This is a genomic window from Aeribacillus sp. FSL M8-0254 (genome assembly GCF_038008845.1).
In the GTDB taxonomy this organism is placed as follows: domain Bacteria; phylum Bacillota; class Bacilli; order Bacillales; family Aeribacillaceae; genus Aeribacillus; species Aeribacillus composti.
This window is the reverse complement of the sequence record NZ_JBBOZY010000001.1, coordinates 3113842-3136232: the sequence shown is the minus strand read 5'-3', so window position 1 is coordinate 3136232 and position 22391 is coordinate 3113842. Positions and strand designations below refer to the sequence as shown.

Sequence of the window (22391 nt, the reverse complement as noted above, 5' to 3'; positions counted from 1 at the left end):
GAGACGTATGAAAATGGTGCTATACCGTATTTACATCCTTAACGATTAATCAGCCATCCGAGACGAAGGAACTAGGTGATGCACTTGAGGGGAAAATTGGAGAAGAGATTTTTCTATTTATATACTGGGGAGGCAATGGCAGCAGTAATTTTTTTCATCATTAGTTTCATTTGGAATAAAGTCTTTGCCCATTTGCATTTATATTCGCTGTTCTCTTTTTGGATTTCGTTTTTTCTGTTAGAGTTTCTCTTATTTCAGGGTAGTGTGTATTGGTTTGCAAAATGGAAGCGATTAAAAAAAGAAAATACTGCCATAACTCCTGCTTATATCGTCCATCGATTAAAAAATATAAAGAAATGGAATACACTGTTTATCATCATTTCACCTTTCATGTTTTTTGTCGATCTAGTCAGATGGTATCCGTCGGTACCTGCAACAGGATTGTACATAGCGGGATTTATTTATGTTTTTGCCATACTTGAGTATATAAACTATTTTCATATTCAGCTTTCATATGACAATTTTTCTGATATGAAGTACCTCTTAAAGTCGAAAAAGCTGAAAAAATCGTGTTTACGTAAAGACTTTGAAAGATTAGGATAAAGTAATAAGATAGCGGAAGGAAGATTATAAATGATACATATTCTGCTTGGCGCTTCACCTTCGGGGAGTTTAAAAATGGTCTTAAGGGATTTAGATGTGGAGAAAAAAGAGCGCGTCATTTCTTTTTGGGAAACATTCTCGGTAGGTCCGATCTGGAGACTGCATGAAGACATTGGAAAAGAAGCGAGATTTCATTGGATAAAAAATAATTTGACGGATGCATACAATGAGTTTCATGAGTATGAACAAAACTTTCAAAAAACAGTCAATGAAATAACAGCGATTCCAGAAGGATCACCTATTATGATATGGATTTCTGACAACGCTCATGAACAGACCGGATTGCGATTTGTTTTATATCTATTGAAGAATAAAAATAATGACATCTTCCTCATCAACACGACAAAGGTATATGGCGAGCTTTTTAAGAAACGAAAAGAAAAATATACTGTTTTGGATACAGGTGAAATTCCTCCTGAAAAGCTTCGATTCATATATGAACAAAGTAAAAATGAACCGCCTCTTTCCCAGCATGAAAGAGAGAATTTTGAAAAGGAATGGCTCGCTCTTGCAAATACTCGCGAAGTATTGCGAATTTGGCAAAACGGAACGATACACAGCGTTTCGGAAGATTATTATGATCTTTTCATAATAAACAGAGCGAAAAAGCTGCATAATGAAATGAAGACGAAGGATTTTATAAAATCAGTTAGATTAATCGGTGAAGTACTGGGGCATCTAGACCAATATGTAGGAGATGAATTCTTGGAATATCGGCTAAGAAAGCTGATTGAAAAGAGAGCTTTTGAAATGGAAGGCAGTCTGGAAGCTATGGCCTTCTATAGTGTTAAATTGCGATAGGAAAGTGGTGAAATATGATTTACGCCATTATTTTATTTATTCTTGCTGGTTTAGCTGAAATTGGCGGAGGGTACTTAGTCTGGCTATGGATACGTGAAGGAAAACACTACTTGTACGGAGTTATTGGTAGTATGATCTTGGTTCTATATGGGCTGATCCCTACTTTGCAAAACTTTCCTACATTCGGTAGAGTATATGCCGCTTATGGCGGCGTGTTTATTATTCTTTCTGTTTTGTGGGGATGGTGGGTTGATAAAAAAACTCCTGATATTTACGATTGGATCGGAGCAGGCATTTGTTTAATTGGAGTTTCAATCATGCTTTGGGGTCCAAGACATTAGACTGTCCATTCTGATAGGGATTTTTAATAGAATAGCTGCAATTAAATAATGTGCGAGTGAGTAAGCTTTCTCGGAACATATCGAGCATGAGCAAGACAAATTCCGTATAGGGAGTATGGCATCCTAATTAATTGACAGTTTTAGCGTTATGCTGAATGACTTTTTTCCGGTGATGCCGATAATGTGCGATTTTTTAATAAAGGCTTCAGCTTGCCGTTACACTTCAGAGATATTACAGGCTCTGAATAATGGCAACAAGCGTGGCGGAAGGTGCAATCAAAATGATTTTTTTGTTTTATTTGAATAACAGATCGCTCCCATTCCCGACCAATCCAACGAGTCTTTAAAAAATGGACGAAAATCTCCTTAATGTCAAGCTATTGCAATTTTTTTAGTATATAAAAAGATTGCTGGCGTTCTTAGGAAGCCCCTGCTGTTGAATTGGTGAAGCGAGGAATTCAATTTTTTAGAAACTTTTATAGAAAAAAAACGTTAATACATATGTAAGGAATATAAAAAAAACGGGGTGTGCTCATGATCTGGGCGTTGGTATTGATTATGCTTGGAGGAGTGTTAGCTGGTTTTTTGCATGTTTGGTTGAAAAAGCGGATATCCTTTTTTCCGTTATTGGTGATAGAAATCGTACTGTTATCTGTTCTTGCAGTCTATTTATTTATAGCATATGAATTAGGTTTTACAATTAGAGCGATGTCTAGCTTTGGATACTCTTTTCTTATGTGTTTAATCACGTTTTCCCATGAATCGGGTTACGAAAAAATAAAAAATGAAGCAAACAGAGTGGAAATTGAAAAGATTGAACTCAATAAACATTCGAGTCGGGTTTGGGTTGATGCGGCATTTGCGATGACATTCATTGGTCTATCTGTCTTATATTTTGTTTTCAATTCATACGATTCTGTTTGGTCTCTCATTTTGTTATATACGAATGTTGTAATGATTTGTCAATTGTTAAAAAAAGCTGTTCTTTATCGAAACCTTGAAGTGTATTTCAGCAAAGAAACAAATTGTATTTACATATTATCGAACATCACAGCGAAACGATATCCGCTTTCAGAACTTTCGGAAGCAAAGCTCGAGTCAAATGTTGATGTACTTAAATTATTCCCATTATTTACGATGTTTTCAACAAATGAAGATTTCACGACAAGTATGGGAAAAACATTAAAGCTAGTATTTTCAGGCGAAACTGTCTATTTTAATGCTAAAAACACTTCTTGGCTTACGACCATTGAAAGCCGGGAAGAAAAGGAACTACCGTCGGAAATTGCACAAGTTGAAGTGCTTCCATTTTATCATAAAAAAAATATAAAAAGACTTCTCGGCAAAATGTACTTTGCCATTTCCGTCAAAGGAGTCGGCGCCTACACGACATTGACTGTTATCTTATCACTGCTAAAGGTTCCTATTTGGGCGATCACGATTGCGGTCATTGTTTTGTGGATATTTAATCTTTACATTTCTGATCGATTATTAAAAATTGCATTAGACGTGAAAGAGATAGATGATCCAAATGTTTTAGCTGTTGCAGACAAAGTGCTAAGTCGGGCTGGAATTTCTGATGTGAAAGTTTTTCAAACAGAGGCGAATGAATTAAACGGTTTTGCAACTGGGGCAAACATCGGTCGATCAATGATCGTATTAACGTCGTAAACGTTAAAGCTTCCGTTGGAAGCAATCGAAGCGGTTTTTGCTCATGAAGCTGTGCATGTAAAAAAACGGGATGTCATGATCGGTCAAATTATACGTATACTTGCGCTTTTAGTAATTGTTTTATTTATTTATTTATTGGTTATACCATTCTCTTATACTAAGAAATGAGTCTCTTCTTTTTTACATTGTTTTTGTTCTTATTTTATTCTTTCCTCTTATCCAGTCTCTTCTTTTGCAATGGATGGAAGTGCGGGCAGATCATTTAGGGGCCAGCTCTGAGGAGTAAAAATTCTTCGAGATAAATTGAGCTTCTAGCCCCCATATTTTGATAAATATGCGATAATTTATCTGGATTTATCAAGATTTAAGGGGGATTTGTGAATGTTAACAAGGAAAGAAAAAAGAGAAAGAGAAAAAAACCAAAACTTTTTCTTCGACTTCGTTAAGATTCAAAATCATTTCTTTAAAGACTTGGTAGATCAACTAAAAAAAGTAAAAGATAAAAGGCATCAAAGCTACATTACCTATGGTCCAGAAACAATCCTTTACACCATTCTTCTTAAAAGTGTATTTGGAATCAAATCAATGAGAAGTATGACCGAATTGTTTAATAAGGATGAATGTATCGAAAATATTCGAGTAGTTTTGGGTTTGAAAGAGCTCAACGAGCTCCCGCATTATGATACAATTAATGACTTTTTAGCAAAGTTGGAGCCAAAAGAGCTTGAAACCATAAGGATTTATCTAATCAAAAAACTTTTTGAAAAAAGATGCTTAGAATCCCTCCGGATTCTAAATAAATATTGGCCAATTGTTTTCGATGGGACAGGTATCCATACATTTAAGGAAAAACACTGTGAACATTGTTTGAGAAGGGAATACAAGGATAAGGAAACCGGAGAAACAAAAGTGGCATATATGCACCATGTTCTAGAAGCCAAGCTTGTGGTAGGAGATATGGTTCTTAGCATCGCTACAGAATTTATAGAAAATGAGTCAGAAAATGTTCCAAAGCAGGATTGTGAGTTAAAAGCTTTTATGAGGCTAGTCGATAAATTAAAGAAAACATTTAAACGTCTTCCTATTTGTCTTATCGCAGATAGCCTTTATGCTTGTGAACCAGTATTTGAAATTTGTGATAAACACAATTGGAAATATATTTTCCGGTTCAAAGAAGATCGGATTAAAACGGTTTCTCAAGAATTCAGAGCAATCCAATCTTTAGAAACGAATGGTAAAAGCTCAGAATATTTCTGGGTCAATGATATTGCTTATAACGATCGTTTGGTAAATCTTGTGGAAAAAGTAAAAGTAACTGAGAATGAGAAAAAACAGGAGTTTCTGTTTATTACAAACTTTCGAATAACTGAAAGGAATGCAGAAATACTTGTTCAGGCAGGTCGAAGACGCTGGAAAATAGAAAATGAGGGTTTTAATAACCAGAAAAATGGTTGGTATGAAATTGAACATGTGAATTGTCATAATTACAATGCACTGAAAAATCATTACTTACTTGTTCAAATAGCTGATATCCTTGTTCAACTATATAAATATGGGTCAAAACTTTTGAAGCAGCTGAAAAAGTCAGCAAAAGAAATATCCTCGAAGCTGTTAGAAGCGATCCGAACCCGCATTATAACAGTCGAGGATTTGAAAAAATGTAAAAAAATACAGGTTAGGTTTACATATACCTAACAATTCTATTATAGCAGAAGGGTGTGATGAATAGGGAGTAAAAAAGCAAGTTATCCACAACTTTATAGAAAAATCGCATTAATAGGACTAGTTTTTAAAAATTTTAGAAGGAAAGTAACTGGAAAATTTTACCAACTGTGGATAATTTGAAAATCCCTATTTTGACGAAAAACTTTGAAATATACTCTTCATAGCTGATTTAGGGGCTATATGGCTTGACAACGGAAATGATCAAATGGCAGACGGTTTAACTGCTTTAGCTGTAAAACAAGATGAGTTGACATACAAAGCAGAACGCTACAATTTAAGTAATGAAGAACAAAATTCATCGATTGAGCGGGATTCATGGTTTTTCAGATTTCTAGAATTTCAATTTATGATCCACCCGCCAATGTATTGGCGTATTCAATCTTTAAAGGAAACTGGAACGGAATGGAACATGAAAAAAATACGAAAGTGGTGGAAAGAGCGTTTTTACGAATCGCTTCCTGACAAAAAGAATAAAATGGAAAGCATGTGAATCATTTTTATCGTTTGAAATGCTTATTAAAAATTAAACGATAGAAACATAACCCCCATACGAGAAAATGTGACGAATTTTCATATTGAGTCGGCATTTTGAGTGCCGGCTTTTTGTATTTTATGGGTATCCGTTGATCATAATCTTTTTGTCTTTACCTTTTCCCAATGCCGGGAAAATCGTAATGGAAGACGAAAACCAATTTGGTCCGCTAGCAGTCAGAGTGAAAAATAGAAGAGTATTTGTCAATCTTCTTTTCTGCAGATTTGACCACATAATTTAGGAAAATGAATGTGTTTTTTTCTACAATAAGTAGATAACAATTATGATAATGAGATGCTACAATCAAATTAAAGATAATTCAAAATATTAAGTAAAAGAGAGGTGTTTCAGATAAATTGCAAACGCTTACTTGAAGTGTAAAATGCAAAAAATTTTTGATGAGGAGGTCTATCATAATATGAAACGGATTAACCCAATGAACGTAATTGACAACAGCCGCATTCATTCATTCCATATTTGGCTGATTTTCTGGTTATTTATCGTTATTATGTTTGACGGATTTGATGTTGTCATTTACGGTGCTACTGTCCCGCTACTTATTAAGGAATGGGGAATTTCGGATGTCACTGCCGGGGCTATTGGCAGCTATACAGTTGTCGGAACAGCAATCGGTGCTGTTTTGTTTGGATTGCTATCGGATAAAATGGGGCGGAAAAATATTATTTTGTTGACTACGTTCTTGTTTAGCTTTTTCACGCTGCTCGCAGGTTTTGCAGCAAATCCTGTCTTATTTACGATCTTTCGTGTCATTGCAGGTGTTGGTCTGGGCGGAGTTATGCCTAATGTCGTTGCAATAGCAACTGAATATTCACCGCGACGGGTTCGCACAGCAATTGTTTCATTCATTTTTTGCGGTTATTCTGCAGGAGCTATTCTAGCAGCGCTTACAAGCAGGCAGCTCCTTCCTACAGTTGGATGGGAGTCAGTATATTGGGTAGGCGGAATTCCTTTATTGTTCATTCCTTTCTTGTTGAAAAGTATTCCAGAATCCATCGACTTTCTTTTGGAAAAAGGAAAGGAAGAAGAAGCTAAAAAAATTCTTGCCAAAATTGAGCCGGGAATTAGCAGCGATGGGGAATTTGAAAAAAAGGAAAAAGTGAAAGAAGCGGGATCGCCCATTGTCAGTTTGTTTGAGGAAAAACGTGCATTCAGCACCGTTATGTTCTGGATTTCCTGCTTTAGCGCATTTGTATTGATTTATTCCATGAATACATGGCTGCCGCGCCTTATGATGGAAGTTGGCTATGATTTAAGCTCAAGCCTTGCATTTACTGCTGTCATGCAAATTGGAGCGATTGTCGGAACAGTTGTTTTCGGTCCTATAGTTGACAGGCTAGGCTTTAAAAAAGTGCTTGTTCCATTGTTTTTCTGTGGAGCCATTGCACTATCTTTAATCGGTTTTGTCAACAGTACATTCATCGCTTTTGCCCTGATTTCTGTTATTGGTGCAGCATCCGTCGGGGTTCAAAATATGGCGAACGCATTCGTTTCTCAATATTATCCTACTAATATGCGTTCAACAGCTATAGGAAGTACAATGGCATTTGGCCGTTTAGGCGGAATAGTTGCCCCTACATTTGTCGGGATTTTACTTTCATTAAATTTACAGCCGCAATATAATTTTGCAGCTATTGCCAGTGCAGCAGTGCTTGGCGGTTTAGCAGTATTGTTCATTCAAGAGCAGCATTCAGTCTATTATAAAGAGAAAAAACAATCTGAGTTAATAAATGAAGATGTAGCCGTCGAAAAATAATTCTTGTAAAATCCCGAGGAGATGGTCTCTTCGGGATTCTTATATAAAGGGATACCTATGATTCGTACGAATCGGTTTGTTCAGTACTTTTTGGCTCATCGAAATGTGACATAGAACGGATGTAAAATGAAACAAGAGCATTATAACTATAAGCCTGCGCCGACATCGATGCCTGTGAAAGATCTTGTGTTTCATATGTTACCGATTTGCAAAAACAGTGAAATCCGGATGCATTTGGCGAAAAATTGAAAGAGATGGAAAAAGACTTAAAAAAACTGGCAGAAATATATACCGAAAGTACAAAAAGCCTGTTAGAATCCGAGATGAATGAGGATCTATAGCGCCAAGTCGATCTTTCCAAAATTTTTGATTCGAAAATGTCTGGATTGCAATGATTGCAAACTGCGATGGATCATGAAATCCACCATAAAGGGCAGCTTTTCGTCTATGTACGGGAAATATGGATCTTCCACGTTCTGTGATGCGCAGCTGATGAAAGGAACCAGATGATTATCGAACAGAGTCATCTCGTTTCTTTCAGGACTTTGTTTGTGCGGAAAGCAAAATAAATCGATGTCCCTAGTATGACAATTAAGAAAATATAAAGCGGATAGACTCCAAGACCATCTGCTTTTCCGAGTGCAACTTGAGCAGTTCGCCAGACCCCGAATAAAAAGAAATAAACTATTTCTGCTTGCAATAAACGGATGTAAATCCTTCCTTGATTATAAAGCAGCTTTTTTTGTTCTTTTGTAGCATTGTACTGATAATAAAATGCGTCGGGAATGCGGGACAATAATGTTGTCAAGATAAATATTCCTAGTCCTGTAAAAGGCAGAACAAGAATGAAGCCTTTTCCGCCGAATCCATCCGGTTCGCCTTTGAAATTGAAATGCCGTGGTATAGTATTCGGCAAATGACCCCAAATGAAAGTGACGTAAATGAACATTGCTGAAAGCCCAATAATTGAAAGTGTCAAAAGAACATTTTCAATTTTCTTTTTTTTCTCCACAGAGAAAACCTCCGTTTTTCCATTATCGATGTTTTCATACGTATTCACCGTTTGTTTTGTTTCATTTAATCGCAACTGCAGGATTCTATTATTCATTTACATCCCAAGTAACTGTAAAGCTTCCTTTCAGCTTGTCGCCTGTGACGATGATATGGTAGATGCTTTTTTCTGCCGCTTTGATTTGATATGTGCTTTCGTCAACTTCTTTCATGGCGACAACGTCGCCGCCTTTGTTCAATACATGAAAACCATGTCCGCCTCCGTTATTGTTTTGAATTTTAACGGAAAACGTAATCGTTTGACCTTTTTCCGCATAAATCGGAATGGCGTGTTCTCCGTGGAAATAGTCGAAAAGTGCGATATAGCTTGAATTCCTTTTCCATTCGCGCCAATCTTTTTTTACAGTAAAATCCGTGTTTAAAATAATACACAAAATAAACGGAGCACAGATTGCAAAAATATATTTAAAAAATGCGTTTTTTCGCGCCATGTATGTTCCAAAATAAAAAACTAATGAACAAAGAGCTCCAACTGTTCCGCCGACAATCACCATCATCCATCCGAAAGGCAAAAAAATGAGATATCCTGCCAAAACGTAAAAGGCAATTTTAATGGTTCCAGTGATTTTAGGAATTTTCACAGCCAGCAAGTCAATTAAAATAGAACAAATTATTCCGTATCCGTAAAAAATGCCCCAAAGAAAAGGGTTATTCAAATCTTTTGAAACTCCATACAAGTCAAAATCAGCTGCAATGAAAAAAACAGTAAAAAAAATAAACAGCGAGAATCCGGCGCCGGTTAATTTGGGTTTAACATAAGAAACAGCATTGAGGATATTTTTTAGTAAAAACACTAAGTGATCACAGCCTTATTTTATTTTCTCAATATTATGTTTATTATAACATTAATTTTTCTCTGTACATTGACGTTGCGTAAAGGTTTATGATGATCTTGTTAGGAGGTGAAAGGATGGAATATACGGTAAAACAATTAGCAGAATTGACCGGAGTTACAACAAGGACATTGCGATATTACAATGAAATTGGGCTTCTTATGCCAGCGAAAATCAATTCATCCGGATATCGCATATATGGGGAAAAAGAGGTTGATAAATTGCAGCAAATTCTTTTTTATCGAGAGCTTGGAATTGATTTAGATACAATTAAAAAAATCATCAATTCACCATCCTTCGACAGCATGAAAGCTTTAAAGGAACACCGCGAAAAGCTTCTTGCAAAACGCAGGCAGCTAGATTCATTAATCGCAAATGTGGAGAAAACAATAGCGGCAAAGGAAGGAAGGATCACGATGAGCGATAAAGAGAAATTTGAAGCTTTTAAACAAAAATTAATTGAAGAAAATGAAAGAAAATATGGGCATGAAGTTAGAGAAAAATATGGAGGCGAAGTCGTCGATCGATCTAATCAAAAACTGAAAAACATGACAAAAGAGCAGTTCGAACAGCTGAAACAGCTTGAGGAAGAGGTCTTGAATACACTGAATAAAGCATTTGTAACTGGAGCGAGCGAGCTGGCACAGAAGGCAGCTGATTTGCATCGTCAATGGCTCTGCTATTTTTGGGATCATTATACGAAGGAAGCTCATAGAGGAGTAACAGAGATGTATGTAGCAGATGAAAGATTTAAAGCGTATTATGATAAAAAACATCTTGGAGCAGCGGAATTTTTAAGAGATGCAGTTCGAATTTATACCATGAATTGAAAAGAATTTTTTACAATTCGGTCTTTGGAATGCTTTCTTTGATGAACCATATTTTAATTTTGTGACATCAGCTACCCATTTTTCATTTGGCTTTTCCGCTGTGAATTCACGATTCAATATATTTTCTGCAACATGTTGAGGAGTAGATCGCTTATAAGATTTCTGCTTTTTTCGAATAACAGATTGTATAGCGGCAACTTTCATCAGTCTTTATGATTGAAGTTCTGACCAAGCTTTCGATTTATATTCAACGTCATTCGACGGTAACCATGGATGCCGTCAACTTGTTTTTTGCAAAATAAAAGTGAAATCCTTATGCAGTGATTTGCAATGGGGCTTTACATGGAGGAGGAGCCATGATAACCTTTTTTGGTTTTGCCAAAACTGTTGAAGCTGGCGCTTGGCTAAAGAATCATGGGTATAGAGGATCCATGTCAAGCCCTTGATGGATAGATCACATATCTGTATATTTATTCAAAATTTTGATAAAGATATACTGCAACACTCTGTATTTTTTCTTGCAGAAAACAGTCAACTTTCTCCTAGGGCACTTTCATTTCTTTTACGATTGCTTCATTCTGAAGTTCTCGGGAGGAAGGCGAACGTTTTAACCGCTTATAGTAAGCAGCTCGTGAAATACCGGCGATTTCACATAATAAGATTATGCTTAGGTTTTCTTTCTCATGAAGTCCCCAGATTGCGATATACTTGTCTTCAAAACGGATTTGGTTTACTTTCGCCTCCTTTCGATGTCCTCTAACTTTCTTAAAAAGATTCTCCGCACGTAAGCGTTCATTTTCTCTTTCTAACTTTTTCATCTCCAGTTTCATTTTCTCTTCTGGAGATAACTCTGCTTCTTCTTTTTTTCTTCCTCGTTTGTCTTTCAGCGCTTCTTCTTTACCATTTTCATACTTCTTCACCCATTGATATACTTGTTGATAAGAAACTTCATAAGTCTCTGCTGTTTTTTTATAATCTTTTCCGTTCCCTAACCAATCAAGCACAATTTGTATCCGTTCATTCCAAGTCGTTTTTCTTCTTTTAGTCATAGAGCTTGTCTTTCCTTTCGACGTATTCTTTAAATCTCTATGGCCATTATACTTTTTCATCCATCGTTAAAGTTCCGATCTACTTGAAATACCATATGTCCTGACAATCTCGTACTGTGAGAACTCACCAGATAAATAATCTTTTACAGCTGCTTCCTTAAATTCTCTGGTATAACCTTTCCAAGAATTTGAACGTTCTAAACCCTCTATTCCAAATTCCTCAAATTTATTTATCCATTGCTTTAAAGAATATTTAGTAATTTGATACCTTTTACAAAGCTCTTGAATAGTACATTCTCGGTTTTCATATGCAAGTAAAACTTCAAGTTTGAACTTTGTAGTATATTGCTTATACATAGAAAAACTCCCCCTAAGGTAAAACAGATTTTTTATATTTTAATCTGTCTACCTTAAGGGGAGCATATCATGAAAGATCAGCCTCTTTATTTTTTACTTAAAACGTATGCGCTAAATCTTTTGCTCTCGCAATTGCGTTTTGTTTAATTTCCTCTGCCTTTTCAGGTTGAGCAGCGTGTCCTTCTACAAACAAGCCTTCAAATGAAGGAACACCGAAAAATTGCATCACAACAGCCAAATAGCGGTGACCCATTTCCATTTGAGCTGCTGGACCTTCTGAATAAATGCCTCCACGCGCTTGAATATGCAGGGCTTTTTTATCAGTCAATAACCCAACAGATCCTTGTTCAGTGTATTTAAACGTTTTGCCTGCAACTGCAACTGCATCAATATATGCTTTCAAGACAGGCGGAAATGAAAAATTCCATAAAGGTGTAACAAAAACGTATTTATCCGCTTCAATAAATTGTTCACAAAGCTCTGAAAGACGTCCAACTTTCGCTTTTTCCTCGGAAGTAAGCTCATCTAAGCTTTTTCCGGATCTCAGTTTCCCCCAGCCATTTAATACATCAGCATCGATTTGGGGAATATATTCTTTATATAAATCAAGGTGAATTACTTCATGGTCAGGATTCGCTTCTTTATAGGTTTCGATAAAAGCCTTTCCTGCTGCCAAACTGTAAGATTGGGTGTCATCAAGTGGATGTGCTGTAATGTACAATACTTTTGTCAACGTAAACCTTCCTCTCTTGGTGCAATTTTAGTTTTAGTGAAAAAATAAAATTTATAAATTTTTATTTTGAAAATATTTATTTCGAGATAATTTTATAGGGATTTGTTTTAGATTTCAATGGATTTGTTTGCAAAAAAATCTATCCAATTTTAGTAAAATAATTTGTTTTCAACTGTCTAATTTGTTTTTCACGTCTTATCGGTCAATAAACATGGCTGATCTACGAATGAGCCTTGATCAGTTATTTTTGATTTTGAACGCTTTCGTCGTGAAAACCGTTTTTCATCCATTTGTTTGGAATATAATTTATTATTCCCTGTAATGTGAAGCTTAGCTATTGCCATTTTCTCCTTAAATGATAAGACAGCATTTTCTTTACGGAAAGGCGGAGTAAATGCCCGTTTCTAAATTCTTTTCCAATAATCCCATCGTCCTTCATTTATTTCTTTTTCGATTGTTTTAATATATTTCTTTAGTTCAACGGGCATCTCGTCATTTTCCAGCTCATCCATTGTAAAAGTAATCATTTGCGCACCGCTGAAATCCATGACCTGTACAACTCTTTGCCGACCTTTAAAATATGTTAGCATAATGTGATATCTACCCATTTCGTTTCACCCTATTTTTCGTTTTTTTATGGGACCAATTGAAAGAATGTTGGATCGTTTAAACGTTCGGAAAGTTTTTCGAAAGTGGCAGTAAGCGCGAATGTATTTATCGTTAAAGTCTTTTACCGTAATCAATCTTTCAGTTATTACCCCTTGATCGGTCATGTAGATCATCTTTAAAGCAAAACCGTACTTTTTGGCATTCAGCAGCAAACCGTTCATGATTTTCACCCCACAAAAAGAACATTTGTTCTATTTTTATTATATACGAATATATGTTCTGATATGAAGAAGAAAATTTTGGAGTGATTCATTTTTGGGGGTATCTTTCTTTAGAATGGAATGGCAAAGATTGAAATCACATGGAGAAGGGAATGCTGTTTTTTCGAGAAGCGTGCAAGTGGGGAAGTTAAAATCATTTTAAATAAAAAATAGCTGTCAAGCGGGCCTCTATATCGATGATTTAATGACAACACATGCTGTCTTGGAGTGCGTATGTAAAACAAATCAGCTTAACTTTAAGAAGCGAGGCGGAGTGCTGTGTTGACATAACTCATCTGCTCCAAGGATGGGGAGAAACTAATCTTATTTACTATATAATGCGGCAAAATTTACATCCCATTAAATAGAACTGATGAAGTATCATAAGCTGCCAAAGCTTGTTCAGGTAGTGTGTTCAATAGTGATATTTAGAAATGATAGATATCGAGTGTTTCAAATTGCAAGATGTATGTTTAATAAAATCAAGATTTTTCTGCAAGCACTAGCTCCTAAAATGAAATGCATTTTTAATTGAGGCTGTACAGAAAGTCAAATCTCCATTGAAAACAAAAAATCATAAACTTTCAAAAAGATGAAAGGGGGCGTCAATAAGCAGATAAAACGGCTTATTAGACAGCCCCCGCCATTGTCCGCACATTCCTTCATTAAATTTTTTGCAGAGCTTGTCTGACATCTTCTTTTAAATCTTCGATATGTTCTATGCCGACAGAGAAGCGCACGAAGTTTGCCGGGATTCCTGCGAGCTGCATTTGCTCTTCGTTCATTGTTCCTTCCCACATCGCTGCTGTATGTACAACGAGAGACTCGACTCCGCCAAGGCTTACAGCGTTAGGAGGAAGCTTTAATGCGGAAACAAAGCGCTGTGTTTCAGCATAACCGCCCTTAATGGAAAAGGCAATAACGGCACCAAAGCCTTTCATTTGCCGCTTAGCAAGCTCGTGCTGCGGATGGCTTGGCAGCCCCGGATAATATACCCGTTCAACTTGAGGCTGATTCTCAAGAAATTCGGCTAACGCCAAAGCGTTCGCGTTAATCCGTTCGATCCGCATAGGAAGCGTGCGCAAGCCTCTCAGCAACAGCCAACCATCCATTGGCGAAAGCACTGAACCGATGGAAATATGCGTATTCCAAATACGTTCAGCTAATTCCTCGTTTGTGCAAATTACGCCAGCTGTCAAATCATGATGGCCGCCCATGTATTTTGTTGCACTATGGACAACAACATCAACCCCAAAGTCATGTGGACGCTGATTGATAGGGGAAGCAAACGTATTATCTGCGACAACGATAATTCCATGCTGGCGGGCAAGATCACACACTGCAGCTAAATCTGTCAATACCAATGTAGGATTGGCAGGCGTCTCAACCATAATAAGTTTTGTATTCGGACGAATTGCCTTTTCAAACGCAGAAGTGTCCGATTGGTCAACGAACGTCACGTCAACACCAAATTTCGGCAGCAACTCATCCATAATTTTCGTTGTGCTCATATAATGATTTTTTTGGGCAATCACATGATCGCCTGCTGCTACAAGCGATAAAATAGTTGTCGCTATCGCTCCCATACCAGAGCCGGTTACTAAGGCTGTTTCAGTTCCTTCAAGATCTGCTACAATTTTTTGAACCCGTTCATGCACTGGGTTTCCGTAACGTGTGTAATATCGCGGATGACGAGGTGTTCCAGCAATTTCAGAAAATTCGCTTGCACTATGTGCCTGGAATGTTGCGGAATAGTAAATAGCAGGATTGACTCCTTTTTCGTCCGTTATAGAATCGTCGCCATGGATGACAATTGTTTCATCTCTGAGTGCTTGAGGATTCCGTTGTTCTTGTTCATTTCTTTTCATTATTTATTTCTCCCTTAAATCAAAGTAATTTTATAGATATTATATATCTATTATTAAAAAAAATAAAACTAGTTTGAGAATTCATTTTTGTTCATTATATGATAAAACAGTATGAAACTTTTCGTTTTGATAAGAAAGGGGGGCTTGAAAAATGAATTATACAAAACGTTTAAACGAGTATTACGCCGTGATTTTTACATCGGAAAGAACAGAAGGGGACAATGGTTATGAGGCAATGGCAAAGGAAATGGATCAATTGGTGTCCAAACAGCCAGGTTTTTTAGGTGCAGAGAGTGCAAGAAATGAGAATGGGTACGGAATTACAGTTTCATATTGGGAATCATTGGATGATATCAAACGCTGGAAAGAAAATGCTTTGCATAAAGCGGCGCAGGATAAAGGCAGGAAGGAATGGTATAAACGTTATACAATCAGAATTTGCAAAGTAGAAGAGGAAAGGGTTTTCCATATTTGATAGATACTATAGCCCAGAAGAATGGCCGCTTCCCTAAAAAACCAAGGGAAAAGCATGAGACTAGGTTCATAGTAACTTCGCAAAATGTTTTGACATAGCGCTGGATTGGTGAGAAAAAATTGCATATTATATAATGAAGTAAAGATTGTTCACTATTTGTGAACATTAGGATTGCGCAACTTTTCATTTTAGCTTAACACTGGAGAGAGAGAAAAATGTTAAAAAACATAAACAGCATAATGGAAAAGATGCTTCCTTTTTTAACCCCGTCAAGTGTTGTGATCGGGATTGTATTTTCAACTATATTTGACGATTTTTCTCAGCTTGTTCCGTGGATTTTTGCTTTTATTACGTTTGCGGGCAGTTTAAATCTTAGTTTTCATGCGTTTAAGCAGGCTCTTTTGCATCCGCTGCCGATTTTCGTCGTTCTTTTGCTGCTTCATCTTTTCATCCCGCTTTGGGCGTTTGCTGTCGGCCATCTTGCTTTTCAAGAAGACAGCTTCACAATCATTGGTTTAGTTTTGGCCGTGATCATTCCAACTGGTGTTACAAGCTTTATTTGGGTATCAATCCATAAAGGAAATTTGGCTTTAGCTCTTGCTGTTATATTAATAGATACGTTTATTTCTCCTTTTGTCGTTCCTGCCAGTTTATTAGTATTGGTGGGGAGAACGGTAGAAATCGACGTATGGAATATGATGTCTGGCTTATTTTTCATGATTATCCTGCCTTCCATTTTAGGAATGCTTGTAAATGAGTGGACGAAAAAAGAATTGAAACAGCGTATTGCAGCCGTTTTAAGTCCGTTTTCGAAAATAGCCTTATCGCTTGTAGTGATCATCAACAGTGCGATAGTGGCTCCTTATTTGGCGAACCCGAATAAAAAATTAATTTTGATTGGGTTTTTCGTTTTTTTGATTGCTACAAGCGGCTACTTTTTTTCATGGATGGCCGGGCGTCTATTAAAATTTCAACAGGATGATATCATCACTTTAACGTTTACGGGCGGAATGAGGAATATTAGCGCCGGTGCAGTGCTTGCGATCACTTATTTTCCGCCGCAAGTGGCGGTACCGGTTGTCTTAGGCATGCTTTTTCAGCAGGTTTTAGCTTCTTTTTATGGACGCATGCTTGAAAAAGTTTATCACCATGCGCTTACTGAAAAAAAGTATGCGGCAAATGCAAAATGAACGCTTTTATGCAAAAAAGCATTAATAAAACGTTATGTGAGCATCCCCTTCAATTAAGGCATTTCTGCCTATATTGAAGGGGTTTTTTAAGGGCAATTTCAGGCATTGATGTGTTAATTATTTTATTCGCCAATTGGACGCAGAACCGGTAAGGAGCATCAATAATGACGTTACATGAATCAGCATTTTTTAATAGTGTTTTTGTAATATTTACAACTTTAACTATAAATTAACAAAAAATTAACTTTTTTTTACAAGGAAAATAAAAGCAAATATAGAATTGCTTGGTAAGCGCGCGCTAATAGATCCTAAAAATAAATTACAGGAGGTATTTAAACAATGTTTCGGCTACTAGTCTCTGACAAAGTGAACAATGAAGGACTGAAACCGTTGATAGAATCAGAAGCGGTTGAAGTTGTCCAAAAAAGTGTATCGGAAGCAGAAGATGAACTAAATCTTTTTGATGCTCTTTTGGTGAGGAGCAGCACAAAAGTAACGAAAGAGCTTTTAGGAAAGATGACCTCTTTAAAAATTATCGGAAGAGTCGGAGTCGGTGTAGATAACATTGATATTGATGAGGCAACAAAGCAAGGAGTAATTGTCATTAATGCTCCCAATGGAAATACCATTTCGGTAGCCGAGCATACACTTGCGATGATTTCTTCTTTGATGAGGCACATTCCGCAAGCGAATATTTCAGTTAAAGCAAAAGAGTGGAATCGGTCAGCATTTGTTGGATCTGAACTTTACGGGAAGATCTTAGGCATTATCGGTTTTGGGCGCATTGGTATTGAAGTTGCCAAGCGGGCTAAAGCCTTTGGAATGAAAGTGCATGTATTTGATCCAATCCTAACTCCAGAGAGAGCAAATAATTTCGGTGTCGAAATGCTTTCTTTTGATGAAGTTCTTTCAAGTGCGGACATAATTACAGTTCATGCACCCCTGAACGAAAAAACGAGAGGATTGTTAAATAAAGATACATTGGCAAAAACAAGAAAAGGGGTAAGGATTATCAATTGTGCAAGAGGCGGAATTATTGAAGAAGAAGCTCTTTTAGAAGCTCTAGAAAATGGCCATGTCGCAGGTGCAGCGCTTGATGTTTTTGAAGTCGAACCGCCTATTCATTCAAAATTGGCTGATCATCCGTCAGTAATTGCGACGCCGCATATAGGAGCCTCGACAAAAGAAGCGCAGTTTAAGGTCGCTGCACAAATTGCCGAGGAAGTTTTGCGATTTATAAAAGGCATGCCTGTTAGGTTTTCTGTCAATTTTCCGCCCGTTGCACAGGAGGAGAATATTAACAAACAATTGATTTTACATTAAGAGTGCGGCTGAAAAACAAAAATTACAATTCCTTCTTGAATGGAATTTATATTTATTGGAGGATGATAGAGTTATGTATACAGAAATTCTCAGCGACAAGCTAAATTCGTTGAAGGAAAGAGGGCAATACCGTGAATTTATTACGATTAACCGCATATGCGGCCAGTATCCTTTGGCGAAGTTGAATGGCAAGGAAGATGAGCAGCCTGTTGTTGTTTGGTGCAGCAATGATTATCTGGGAATGTCCCAGCATCCTTTAGTAATTGAAGCGATGCAAGAAGCAATCCGGTTAAATGGAGCCGGTTCAGGCGGATCGCGGAACATAGGCGGCACACACTACCAATACACTTTGCTTGAATCATCATTGGCTGACTGGCACGGTAAAGAGGCAGCACTCGTTTTTCCGACCGGATACAGTTCAAATGATGCAACATTACAATGCTTATTGCGTCTGTTCCCTAATTGCATAGTGTTTTCCGACGAGCTTAATCATGCCTCCATTATCAATGGGATACGAAGTGCAAAAGCTGACCGCGCCATATTTAGGCATAATGATGTCGAACATTTGGAGGAATTACTAGCTTCCCACCCGCATAATCGAGCCAAAATCATCGTATTCGAGTCAATATATTCGATGGACGGCGATATCGCACCGATTAAGGAAATTGTGAATCTTGCTAAAAAATATAACGCACTAACATTTCTCGATGAAGTTCATGCTATCGGTATGTACGGTCCTCGAGGAGCAGGAATAGCTGCAGAGCTTGGAGTTGCCAATCTCATTGACATTATACAAGGAACAATGGCGAAGGCGATAGGAGTGATAGGCGGGTATATTACTGCATCGGAATTGCTGATTGATGCTGTCCGCTCCTTTGCATCCGGCTTTATTTTTACTACCTCCCTGCCGCCGGCAATTGTTGCTGCATGCTATACAAGCATCGGGTATTTGAAATCTTCTGATAAAGAGAGAAATGAACTGCATAGAAAGACTAATCAGCTAAGAAAGATGCTCGTTCAGGCAGGTATACCGGTAATGCCATCGAGTGTAACACACATTCTTCCTGTAATGATTAGGGATGCAAAAAAATGTAAGGCAGCTGCTCAAAGAATGCTTGAAAAACATAAAATCTATCTGCAGCCTATTAACCCGCCGACAGTTCCTGTTGGTACAGAACGGTTTCGAGTCAATGTTACACCGAACCACACTGAAGAGCAGATGTTGCAGCTAACCGATGCATTAAATGAAGTTTTTTGCCACTTTAATATTCCATTTGCACAATCGGCCGATGTGTTCGCATAATTGGTTAGAGATAACCTATTACAATTCTGAGATAAGAGTAGTCCATAGTTTTTTGCCACCCTTAACGTATACAACAGAATAGGAGAGGATATTTATTCATGGATCATAATTTAAAAATTGTTGCTAGAAAGGCAACCATCAATGATGTTGACATGCTGATTGATTTAAGGAAGCTGTTGCTCAATGAAGGGGCAGGCCACTATGTTTCGAAATCACCCGAAGAACAAATGGCATGGCAGAAAAGCTATCGGAAATGGCTTATTCACAATATACCTGCAAATGAAAAAATGGTAATTGCTGTAGCCCACTATGATGGCGAAACCGAAATATCGGCCTGTGCTATAGGAATCATTGATGAACGTGCGCCGATGAAAGGATGTTTAAACGGACTTGTTGGGTGGGTGCAATCGGTTGTTGTTCACCCTGAACGGCGCCGTAGAGGGTTTGCAGAATGTTTAATGAACTATATTTTGGACTGGTTTCAGGCCAATAATGTTGAAAAAGTTATCTTACAAACAACACCGATTGCAAAAAATTTATATAAAAAGCTCGGATTTATTGATTCAGGCGAAGAGCTTTTAATAAAAGAAATTTAAATGTTAAAGGGAGGCAACTGATGAACGTCTTAATTTGTGGTTTGGGATATGCAGGGACAAGATTTCTTAAAGCTTTTTCCAATATGAATAAAGATATTGTTGGAGCTAGAAAAATCAATTTTGCATATGTTAATAGAAATCCTAAACGCAGGGATATTCAATACTTTAAAGAGGTGGATGCTGCTATTGAACAATTTGAGCCTCACATTATTGTAATTAGTGTAAATGATGAGTTCCACATGGATATAATTAAAAAGTTGGAAGGATACAAAGGCTTTGTTATTTGCGAGAAGCCCTTGGCGAATACGAACGATGATTTAGAGCTGCTGGAAGCGAAACTTAAAAGTGTATCTGGATTCTGTCTTAACCTTATAGAACGTTACTCTGATGCAACCATCGTCTTGAAAAAGTTTGTTGAAGAGCATAATTTGCAGCTTATTCGGGCCAATTTTTACTGGGGAAAGAACAGAATGAATGATTATAGGCCAACTGTAGGTGTGATCAGCGAAATAATCCATCCGCTAGATCTTATCCAATGGATTTGTGCATCCAATACTGATCTGGAGTTAAAGTCTATTCAAGGCACTCGATCAGACTTCTCCGTATCAGGTTCTGACGTACTTGACAGTGCAGCCGTAACTGCATGTTTAGGAAAAGCGGCAATAACCGGGTATAGCAGCTTCGTAAATATTGTCCGAAAGAGAGAAGTCGATCTTGTATTCGCTTCTCCACAAAACCGTCTAATCTTTGCCAATATGGTGTTTGATACACCTGTATGGGATGTTGACCATCTTCGTATATGGGAAAGAACTCCTTTCGGAGAACAGGTCATAATGGACATGAAAACGAATATTGATGACTCGAAGCCTGAACTAAAAACAATACGCAAATTGGTAAGATTGGTTAATGATGTTGGCGGGTATGTAGTAAACGGAGCAGCTCCTTCACAACCGTTTGCTAGCCTTCAAACAGCTTTGAAGCTCCAAAAATTATTAAATACAATAGAACGTGATGCTCAGACAATTGGACCGATAAATTATGTTGTTGGTTCACAACGGGAAATTTACAACGATGAAAATGATTGGGAGCGTCTAGGCTAAATGAATGCAAAATTTCAATTGATAATAATTGTAAATTTATCGGTTTTTTGAACCAATTTTTTAACGGCAAAATGATGTTAAAGACAAAAAAAGAGGAGACAGATACAAGAGTTCTTTCCCCAATCATCAAATCGGCTGCTAAAATGCATTGAAATTTACTTTGGCAGAGAGGGAAATGATTATTTTCATTGTACTCCTGCTTCTTTTTTTATTGCGGTTATTTCAATTATTCTCCTTGTTTAATTAAGGATTTGATAGAGAATTTTAATTGCCAGTATCATTTCATGAGATTATTTCTATTAAACTTGGTGAAAAAACGGAATGACAGATTTTCTCATTAAGTTAAGAAATGCATGAACAGTTGGAGACAAATTTCCACTTTTCCACGCAAAGGCAGTTGAAGTAGTAATTGGGTTGTTGTAAATGTCGCGATAGACAACTTTATTTTTTAATACATGCTGGATAGAGGATGGTACAATCGCTACGCCCATTCCTGATGAAACAAGGGATAGGACTGTAGGCAATTCTTGTGTTTCTTGAACTACTTTAGGATGGAATCCCGCTTGATAGCAACTGTTTATCACAGTATCATAGTGGCTTTGATTTGCCTTCCTTCCCGTCAAAATAAATGAATCGCCCGCCAATTCTTCAAGATGAATCGGGGAAGTGCCGGAAGCTAGCCGATGATCCTCTGGCAGAGCAATCATCATTCGTTCTTGCCGAATAACCTCGAAATGAATTCCGTCATTTTTTATGTTGGCGGGTTGGCAAAGGATTCCTATATCAATTGCGCCCTCATGCAAAGCTTTTAATTGCTCTCTAGTTGTCAATTGTTGCAAATCTATATGAATATTAGGATATGCTTTACGATAGTGCTCTATAATTGTTGGAAGAATATCATAGGCTGATGAGGAAATGAATCCTATCGCTATTTCTCCGACCTCTCCACGGTTCACCCTTTTTACTGATTCGACAGCTTCCTCCAGATCTTTGAAAATTTGATTAACTTTTTCCAAAAACAATTGGCCTTCTTTCGTCAGTTCTACTTTTCTTTTCGTTCGATGGAAAAGAGGCACGCCTATTTCTTCTTCTAATTGTCGGATTTGAAGGCTTAAAGGCGGCTGTGCCATATTTAAACGGGCTGCAGCTTTCCCAAAATGCAAATCTTCAGCAACTGTTAAGAAATATTTCAAGTGGCGCAGTTCCAATTAATCTCCTCCTTTATTAATATTTATAAGATATTAGTAGTTTTATAAATATATATTAGACATATTACATTCCGTCTTG

At 37.2% G+C, this 22391-nt stretch carries 24 protein-coding genes and 1 pseudogene; 16 read left to right on the top strand and 9 right to left on the bottom strand.

Annotated elements, in window-relative coordinates; translation table 11 throughout:
* The first annotated feature begins 84 nt into the window (after positions 1–84).
* The 9 genes from NSQ44_RS15225 (at position 85) to NSQ44_RS19075 (ending at position 7989) form a co-directional block, all read left to right on the top strand.
* Positions 85–603, top strand: coding sequence for a general stress protein (locus tag NSQ44_RS15225; RefSeq protein WP_340858281.1), 519 nt, complete (start codon positions 85–87; stop codon positions 601–603).
* 30 nt (positions 604–633) lie between these two features.
* A complete protein-coding gene (locus NSQ44_RS15220; protein ID WP_066247358.1) occupies positions 634–1464 on the top strand; it encodes a DUF1835 domain-containing protein in 831 nt (276 codons plus the stop codon).
* 14 nt (positions 1465–1478) lie between these two features.
* Positions 1479–1805 carry a YnfA family protein gene (locus tag NSQ44_RS15215; RefSeq protein ID WP_044895977.1) on the top strand — a complete coding sequence of 109 codons (327 nt, stop codon included), beginning with the start codon at positions 1479–1481 and terminating at the stop codon, positions 1803–1805.
* 534 nt (positions 1806–2339) lie between these two features.
* Entirely contained in the window at positions 2340–3476 is a 1137-nt protein-coding gene (locus tag NSQ44_RS15210) for a hypothetical protein (protein ID WP_340857483.1), read from the top strand.
* Positions 3477–3491: 15 nt separating this feature from the next.
* Positions 3492–3644 (top strand): M48 family metalloprotease, encoded by a 153-nt coding sequence (locus NSQ44_RS19080; protein ID WP_445659509.1) that lies wholly within the window; start codon positions 3492–3494, stop codon positions 3642–3644.
* Between the two features lie 213 nt (positions 3645–3857).
* Complete coding sequence (locus tag NSQ44_RS15205) at positions 3858–5171, top strand: transposase family protein (protein ID WP_044897475.1); 1314 nt, start codon at positions 3858–3860, stop codon at positions 5169–5171.
* Positions 5172–5406: 235 nt separating this feature from the next.
* Positions 5407–5691, top strand: coding sequence for a hypothetical protein (locus tag NSQ44_RS15200; protein WP_340857480.1), 285 nt, complete (start codon positions 5407–5409; stop codon positions 5689–5691).
* A gap of 460 nt (positions 5692–6151) precedes the next feature.
* Positions 6152–7507, top strand: coding sequence for an MFS transporter (locus NSQ44_RS15195; RefSeq protein ID WP_340857479.1), 1356 nt, complete (start codon positions 6152–6154; stop codon positions 7505–7507).
* Between the two features lie 407 nt (positions 7508–7914).
* Positions 7915–7989 carry a DinB family protein gene (locus NSQ44_RS19075; protein WP_232515711.1) on the top strand — a complete coding sequence of 25 codons (75 nt, stop codon included), beginning with the start codon at positions 7915–7917 and terminating at the stop codon, positions 7987–7989.
* A gap of 41 nt (positions 7990–8030) precedes the next feature.
* On the opposite strand, the gene NSQ44_RS15190 is transcribed toward NSQ44_RS19075, so the two are convergent.
* Positions 8031–8615, bottom strand: coding sequence for a DUF1648 domain-containing protein (locus tag NSQ44_RS15190; protein WP_340857478.1), 585 nt, complete (start codon positions 8613–8615; stop codon positions 8031–8033).
* The gene (locus NSQ44_RS15185) at positions 8608–9234 is read right to left on the bottom strand and encodes a hypothetical protein (RefSeq protein ID WP_340857477.1); all 627 of its coding nucleotides are present in this window, start codon (positions 9232–9234) and stop codon (positions 8608–8610) included. Before NSQ44_RS15185 ends, NSQ44_RS15190 begins: the two co-directional genes overlap by 8 nt.
* Before the next feature lie 254 nt (positions 9235–9488).
* Between NSQ44_RS15185 and NSQ44_RS15180 the strand changes: the two genes are divergently transcribed.
* Positions 9489–10241: a MerR family transcriptional regulator gene (locus NSQ44_RS15180; RefSeq protein WP_340857474.1), complete on the top strand. Its 753-nt coding sequence runs from the start codon at positions 9489–9491 to the stop codon at positions 10239–10241.
* Between the two features lie 542 nt (positions 10242–10783).
* Here the strand turns inward: NSQ44_RS15180 and NSQ44_RS15175 are convergent.
* From NSQ44_RS15175 to NSQ44_RS15150, 6 genes are all read right to left on the bottom strand, one after another.
* Positions 10784–11290, bottom strand: coding sequence for a helix-turn-helix domain-containing protein (locus NSQ44_RS15175; RefSeq protein ID WP_340857472.1), 507 nt, complete (start codon positions 11288–11290; stop codon positions 10784–10786).
* Positions 11291–11356: 66 nt separating this feature from the next.
* Complete coding sequence (locus tag NSQ44_RS15170) at positions 11357–11647, bottom strand: helix-turn-helix domain-containing protein (RefSeq protein ID WP_094244538.1); 291 nt, start codon at positions 11645–11647, stop codon at positions 11357–11359.
* Between the two features lie 97 nt (positions 11648–11744).
* Positions 11745–12380, bottom strand: coding sequence for an FMN-dependent NADH-azoreductase (locus tag NSQ44_RS15165; RefSeq protein WP_063386284.1), 636 nt, complete (start codon positions 12378–12380; stop codon positions 11745–11747).
* A gap of 404 nt (positions 12381–12784) precedes the next feature.
* Entirely contained in the window at positions 12785–12988 is a 204-nt protein-coding gene (locus NSQ44_RS15160; RefSeq protein WP_063386282.1) for a hypothetical protein, read from the bottom strand.
* A 6-nt stretch (positions 12989–12994) separates the two neighbouring features.
* Entirely contained in the window at positions 12995–13210 is a 216-nt protein-coding gene (locus NSQ44_RS15155; protein WP_063386281.1) for a hypothetical protein, read from the bottom strand.
* A gap of 704 nt (positions 13211–13914) precedes the next feature.
* Entirely contained in the window at positions 13915–15117 is a 1203-nt protein-coding gene (locus NSQ44_RS15150; RefSeq protein ID WP_375338759.1) for a trans-sulfuration enzyme family protein, read from the bottom strand.
* Positions 15118–15268: 151 nt separating this feature from the next.
* On the opposite strand from NSQ44_RS15150, the gene NSQ44_RS15145 reads away from it, so the two are divergent.
* From NSQ44_RS15145 to NSQ44_RS15120, 6 genes and pseudogenes are all read left to right on the top strand, one after another.
* Positions 15269–15592 carry an antibiotic biosynthesis monooxygenase family protein gene (locus tag NSQ44_RS15145; protein WP_144598216.1) on the top strand — a complete coding sequence of 108 codons (324 nt, stop codon included), beginning with the start codon at positions 15269–15271 and terminating at the stop codon, positions 15590–15592.
* A gap of 215 nt (positions 15593–15807) precedes the next feature.
* Entirely contained in the window at positions 15808–16782 is a 975-nt protein-coding gene (locus tag NSQ44_RS15140; protein WP_063386278.1) for a bile acid:sodium symporter family protein, read from the top strand.
* A 339-nt stretch (positions 16783–17121) separates the two neighbouring features.
* Positions 17122–18075: pseudogene (gene serA, locus NSQ44_RS15135) on the top strand (phosphoglycerate dehydrogenase); the annotation flags it as partial.
* Between the two features lie 103 nt (positions 18076–18178).
* Complete coding sequence (gene hemA, locus NSQ44_RS15130) at positions 18179–19408, top strand: 5-aminolevulinate synthase (protein ID WP_340857470.1); 1230 nt, start codon at positions 18179–18181, stop codon at positions 19406–19408.
* 98 nt (positions 19409–19506) lie between these two features.
* On the top strand, positions 19507–20004 hold the full coding sequence (locus NSQ44_RS15125) for a GNAT family N-acetyltransferase (protein ID WP_094244543.1): 498 nt from the start codon (positions 19507–19509) through the stop codon (positions 20002–20004).
* Between the two features lie 20 nt (positions 20005–20024).
* The gene (locus NSQ44_RS15120; protein WP_094244544.1) at positions 20025–21104 is read left to right on the top strand and encodes a Gfo/Idh/MocA family protein; all 1080 of its coding nucleotides are present in this window, start codon (positions 20025–20027) and stop codon (positions 21102–21104) included.
* Positions 21105–21403: 299 nt separating this feature from the next.
* Here the strand turns inward: NSQ44_RS15120 and NSQ44_RS15115 are convergent, their stop codons facing one another.
* Positions 21404–22312, bottom strand: a complete 909-nt coding sequence (locus NSQ44_RS15115; protein ID WP_144598212.1) for a LysR family transcriptional regulator — start codon at positions 22310–22312, stop codon at positions 21404–21406.
* Positions 22313–22391 lie beyond the last annotated feature (79 nt).

Excerpts from the sequence above, each read along its gene's own strand:
- NSQ44_RS15220 (WP_066247358.1), top strand. The coding sequence starts at position 634 with ATGATACATATTCTGCTTGGCGCTTCACCTTCGGGGAGTTTAAAAATG.
- NSQ44_RS15215 (WP_044895977.1), top strand. The coding sequence starts at position 1,479 with ATGATTTACGCCATTATTTTATTTATTCTTGCTGGTTTAGCTGAAATT.
- NSQ44_RS15210 (WP_340857483.1), top strand. The coding sequence starts at position 2,340 with ATGATCTGGGCGTTGGTATTGATTATGCTTGGAGGAGTGTTAGCTGGT.
- NSQ44_RS15205 (WP_044897475.1), top strand. The coding sequence starts at position 3,858 with ATGTTAACAAGGAAAGAAAAAAGAGAAAGAGAAAAAAACCAAAACTTT.
- NSQ44_RS15200 (WP_340857480.1), top strand. The coding sequence starts at position 5,407 with ATGGCAGACGGTTTAACTGCTTTAGCTGTAAAACAAGATGAGTTGACA.
- NSQ44_RS15195 (WP_340857479.1), top strand. The coding sequence starts at position 6,152 with ATGAAACGGATTAACCCAATGAACGTAATTGACAACAGCCGCATTCAT.
- NSQ44_RS15190 (WP_340857478.1), bottom strand. The coding sequence starts at position 8,615 with ATGAATAATAGAATCCTGCAGTTGCGATTAAATGAAACAAAACAAACG.
- NSQ44_RS15180 (WP_340857474.1), top strand. The coding sequence starts at position 9,489 with ATGGAATATACGGTAAAACAATTAGCAGAATTGACCGGAGTTACAACA.
- NSQ44_RS15175 (WP_340857472.1), bottom strand. The coding sequence starts at position 11,290 with ATGACTAAAAGAAGAAAAACGACTTGGAATGAACGGATACAAATTGTG.
- NSQ44_RS15170 (WP_094244538.1), bottom strand. The coding sequence starts at position 11,647 with ATGTATAAGCAATATACTACAAAGTTCAAACTTGAAGTTTTACTTGCA.
- NSQ44_RS15160 (WP_063386282.1), bottom strand. The coding sequence starts at position 12,988 with ATGGGTAGATATCACATTATGCTAACATATTTTAAAGGTCGGCAAAGA.
- NSQ44_RS15155 (WP_063386281.1), bottom strand. The coding sequence starts at position 13,210 with ATGAACGGTTTGCTGCTGAATGCCAAAAAGTACGGTTTTGCTTTAAAG.
- NSQ44_RS15150 (WP_375338759.1), bottom strand. The coding sequence starts at position 15,117 with ATGAAAAGAAATGAACAAGAACAACGGAATCCTCAAGCACTCAGAGAT.
- NSQ44_RS15145 (WP_144598216.1), top strand. The coding sequence starts at position 15,269 with ATGAATTATACAAAACGTTTAAACGAGTATTACGCCGTGATTTTTACA.
- NSQ44_RS15140 (WP_063386278.1), top strand. The coding sequence starts at position 15,808 with ATGTTAAAAAACATAAACAGCATAATGGAAAAGATGCTTCCTTTTTTA.
- hemA (WP_340857470.1), top strand. The coding sequence starts at position 18,179 with ATGTATACAGAAATTCTCAGCGACAAGCTAAATTCGTTGAAGGAAAGA.
- NSQ44_RS15125 (WP_094244543.1), top strand. The coding sequence starts at position 19,507 with ATGGATCATAATTTAAAAATTGTTGCTAGAAAGGCAACCATCAATGAT.
- NSQ44_RS15120 (WP_094244544.1), top strand. The coding sequence starts at position 20,025 with ATGAACGTCTTAATTTGTGGTTTGGGATATGCAGGGACAAGATTTCTT.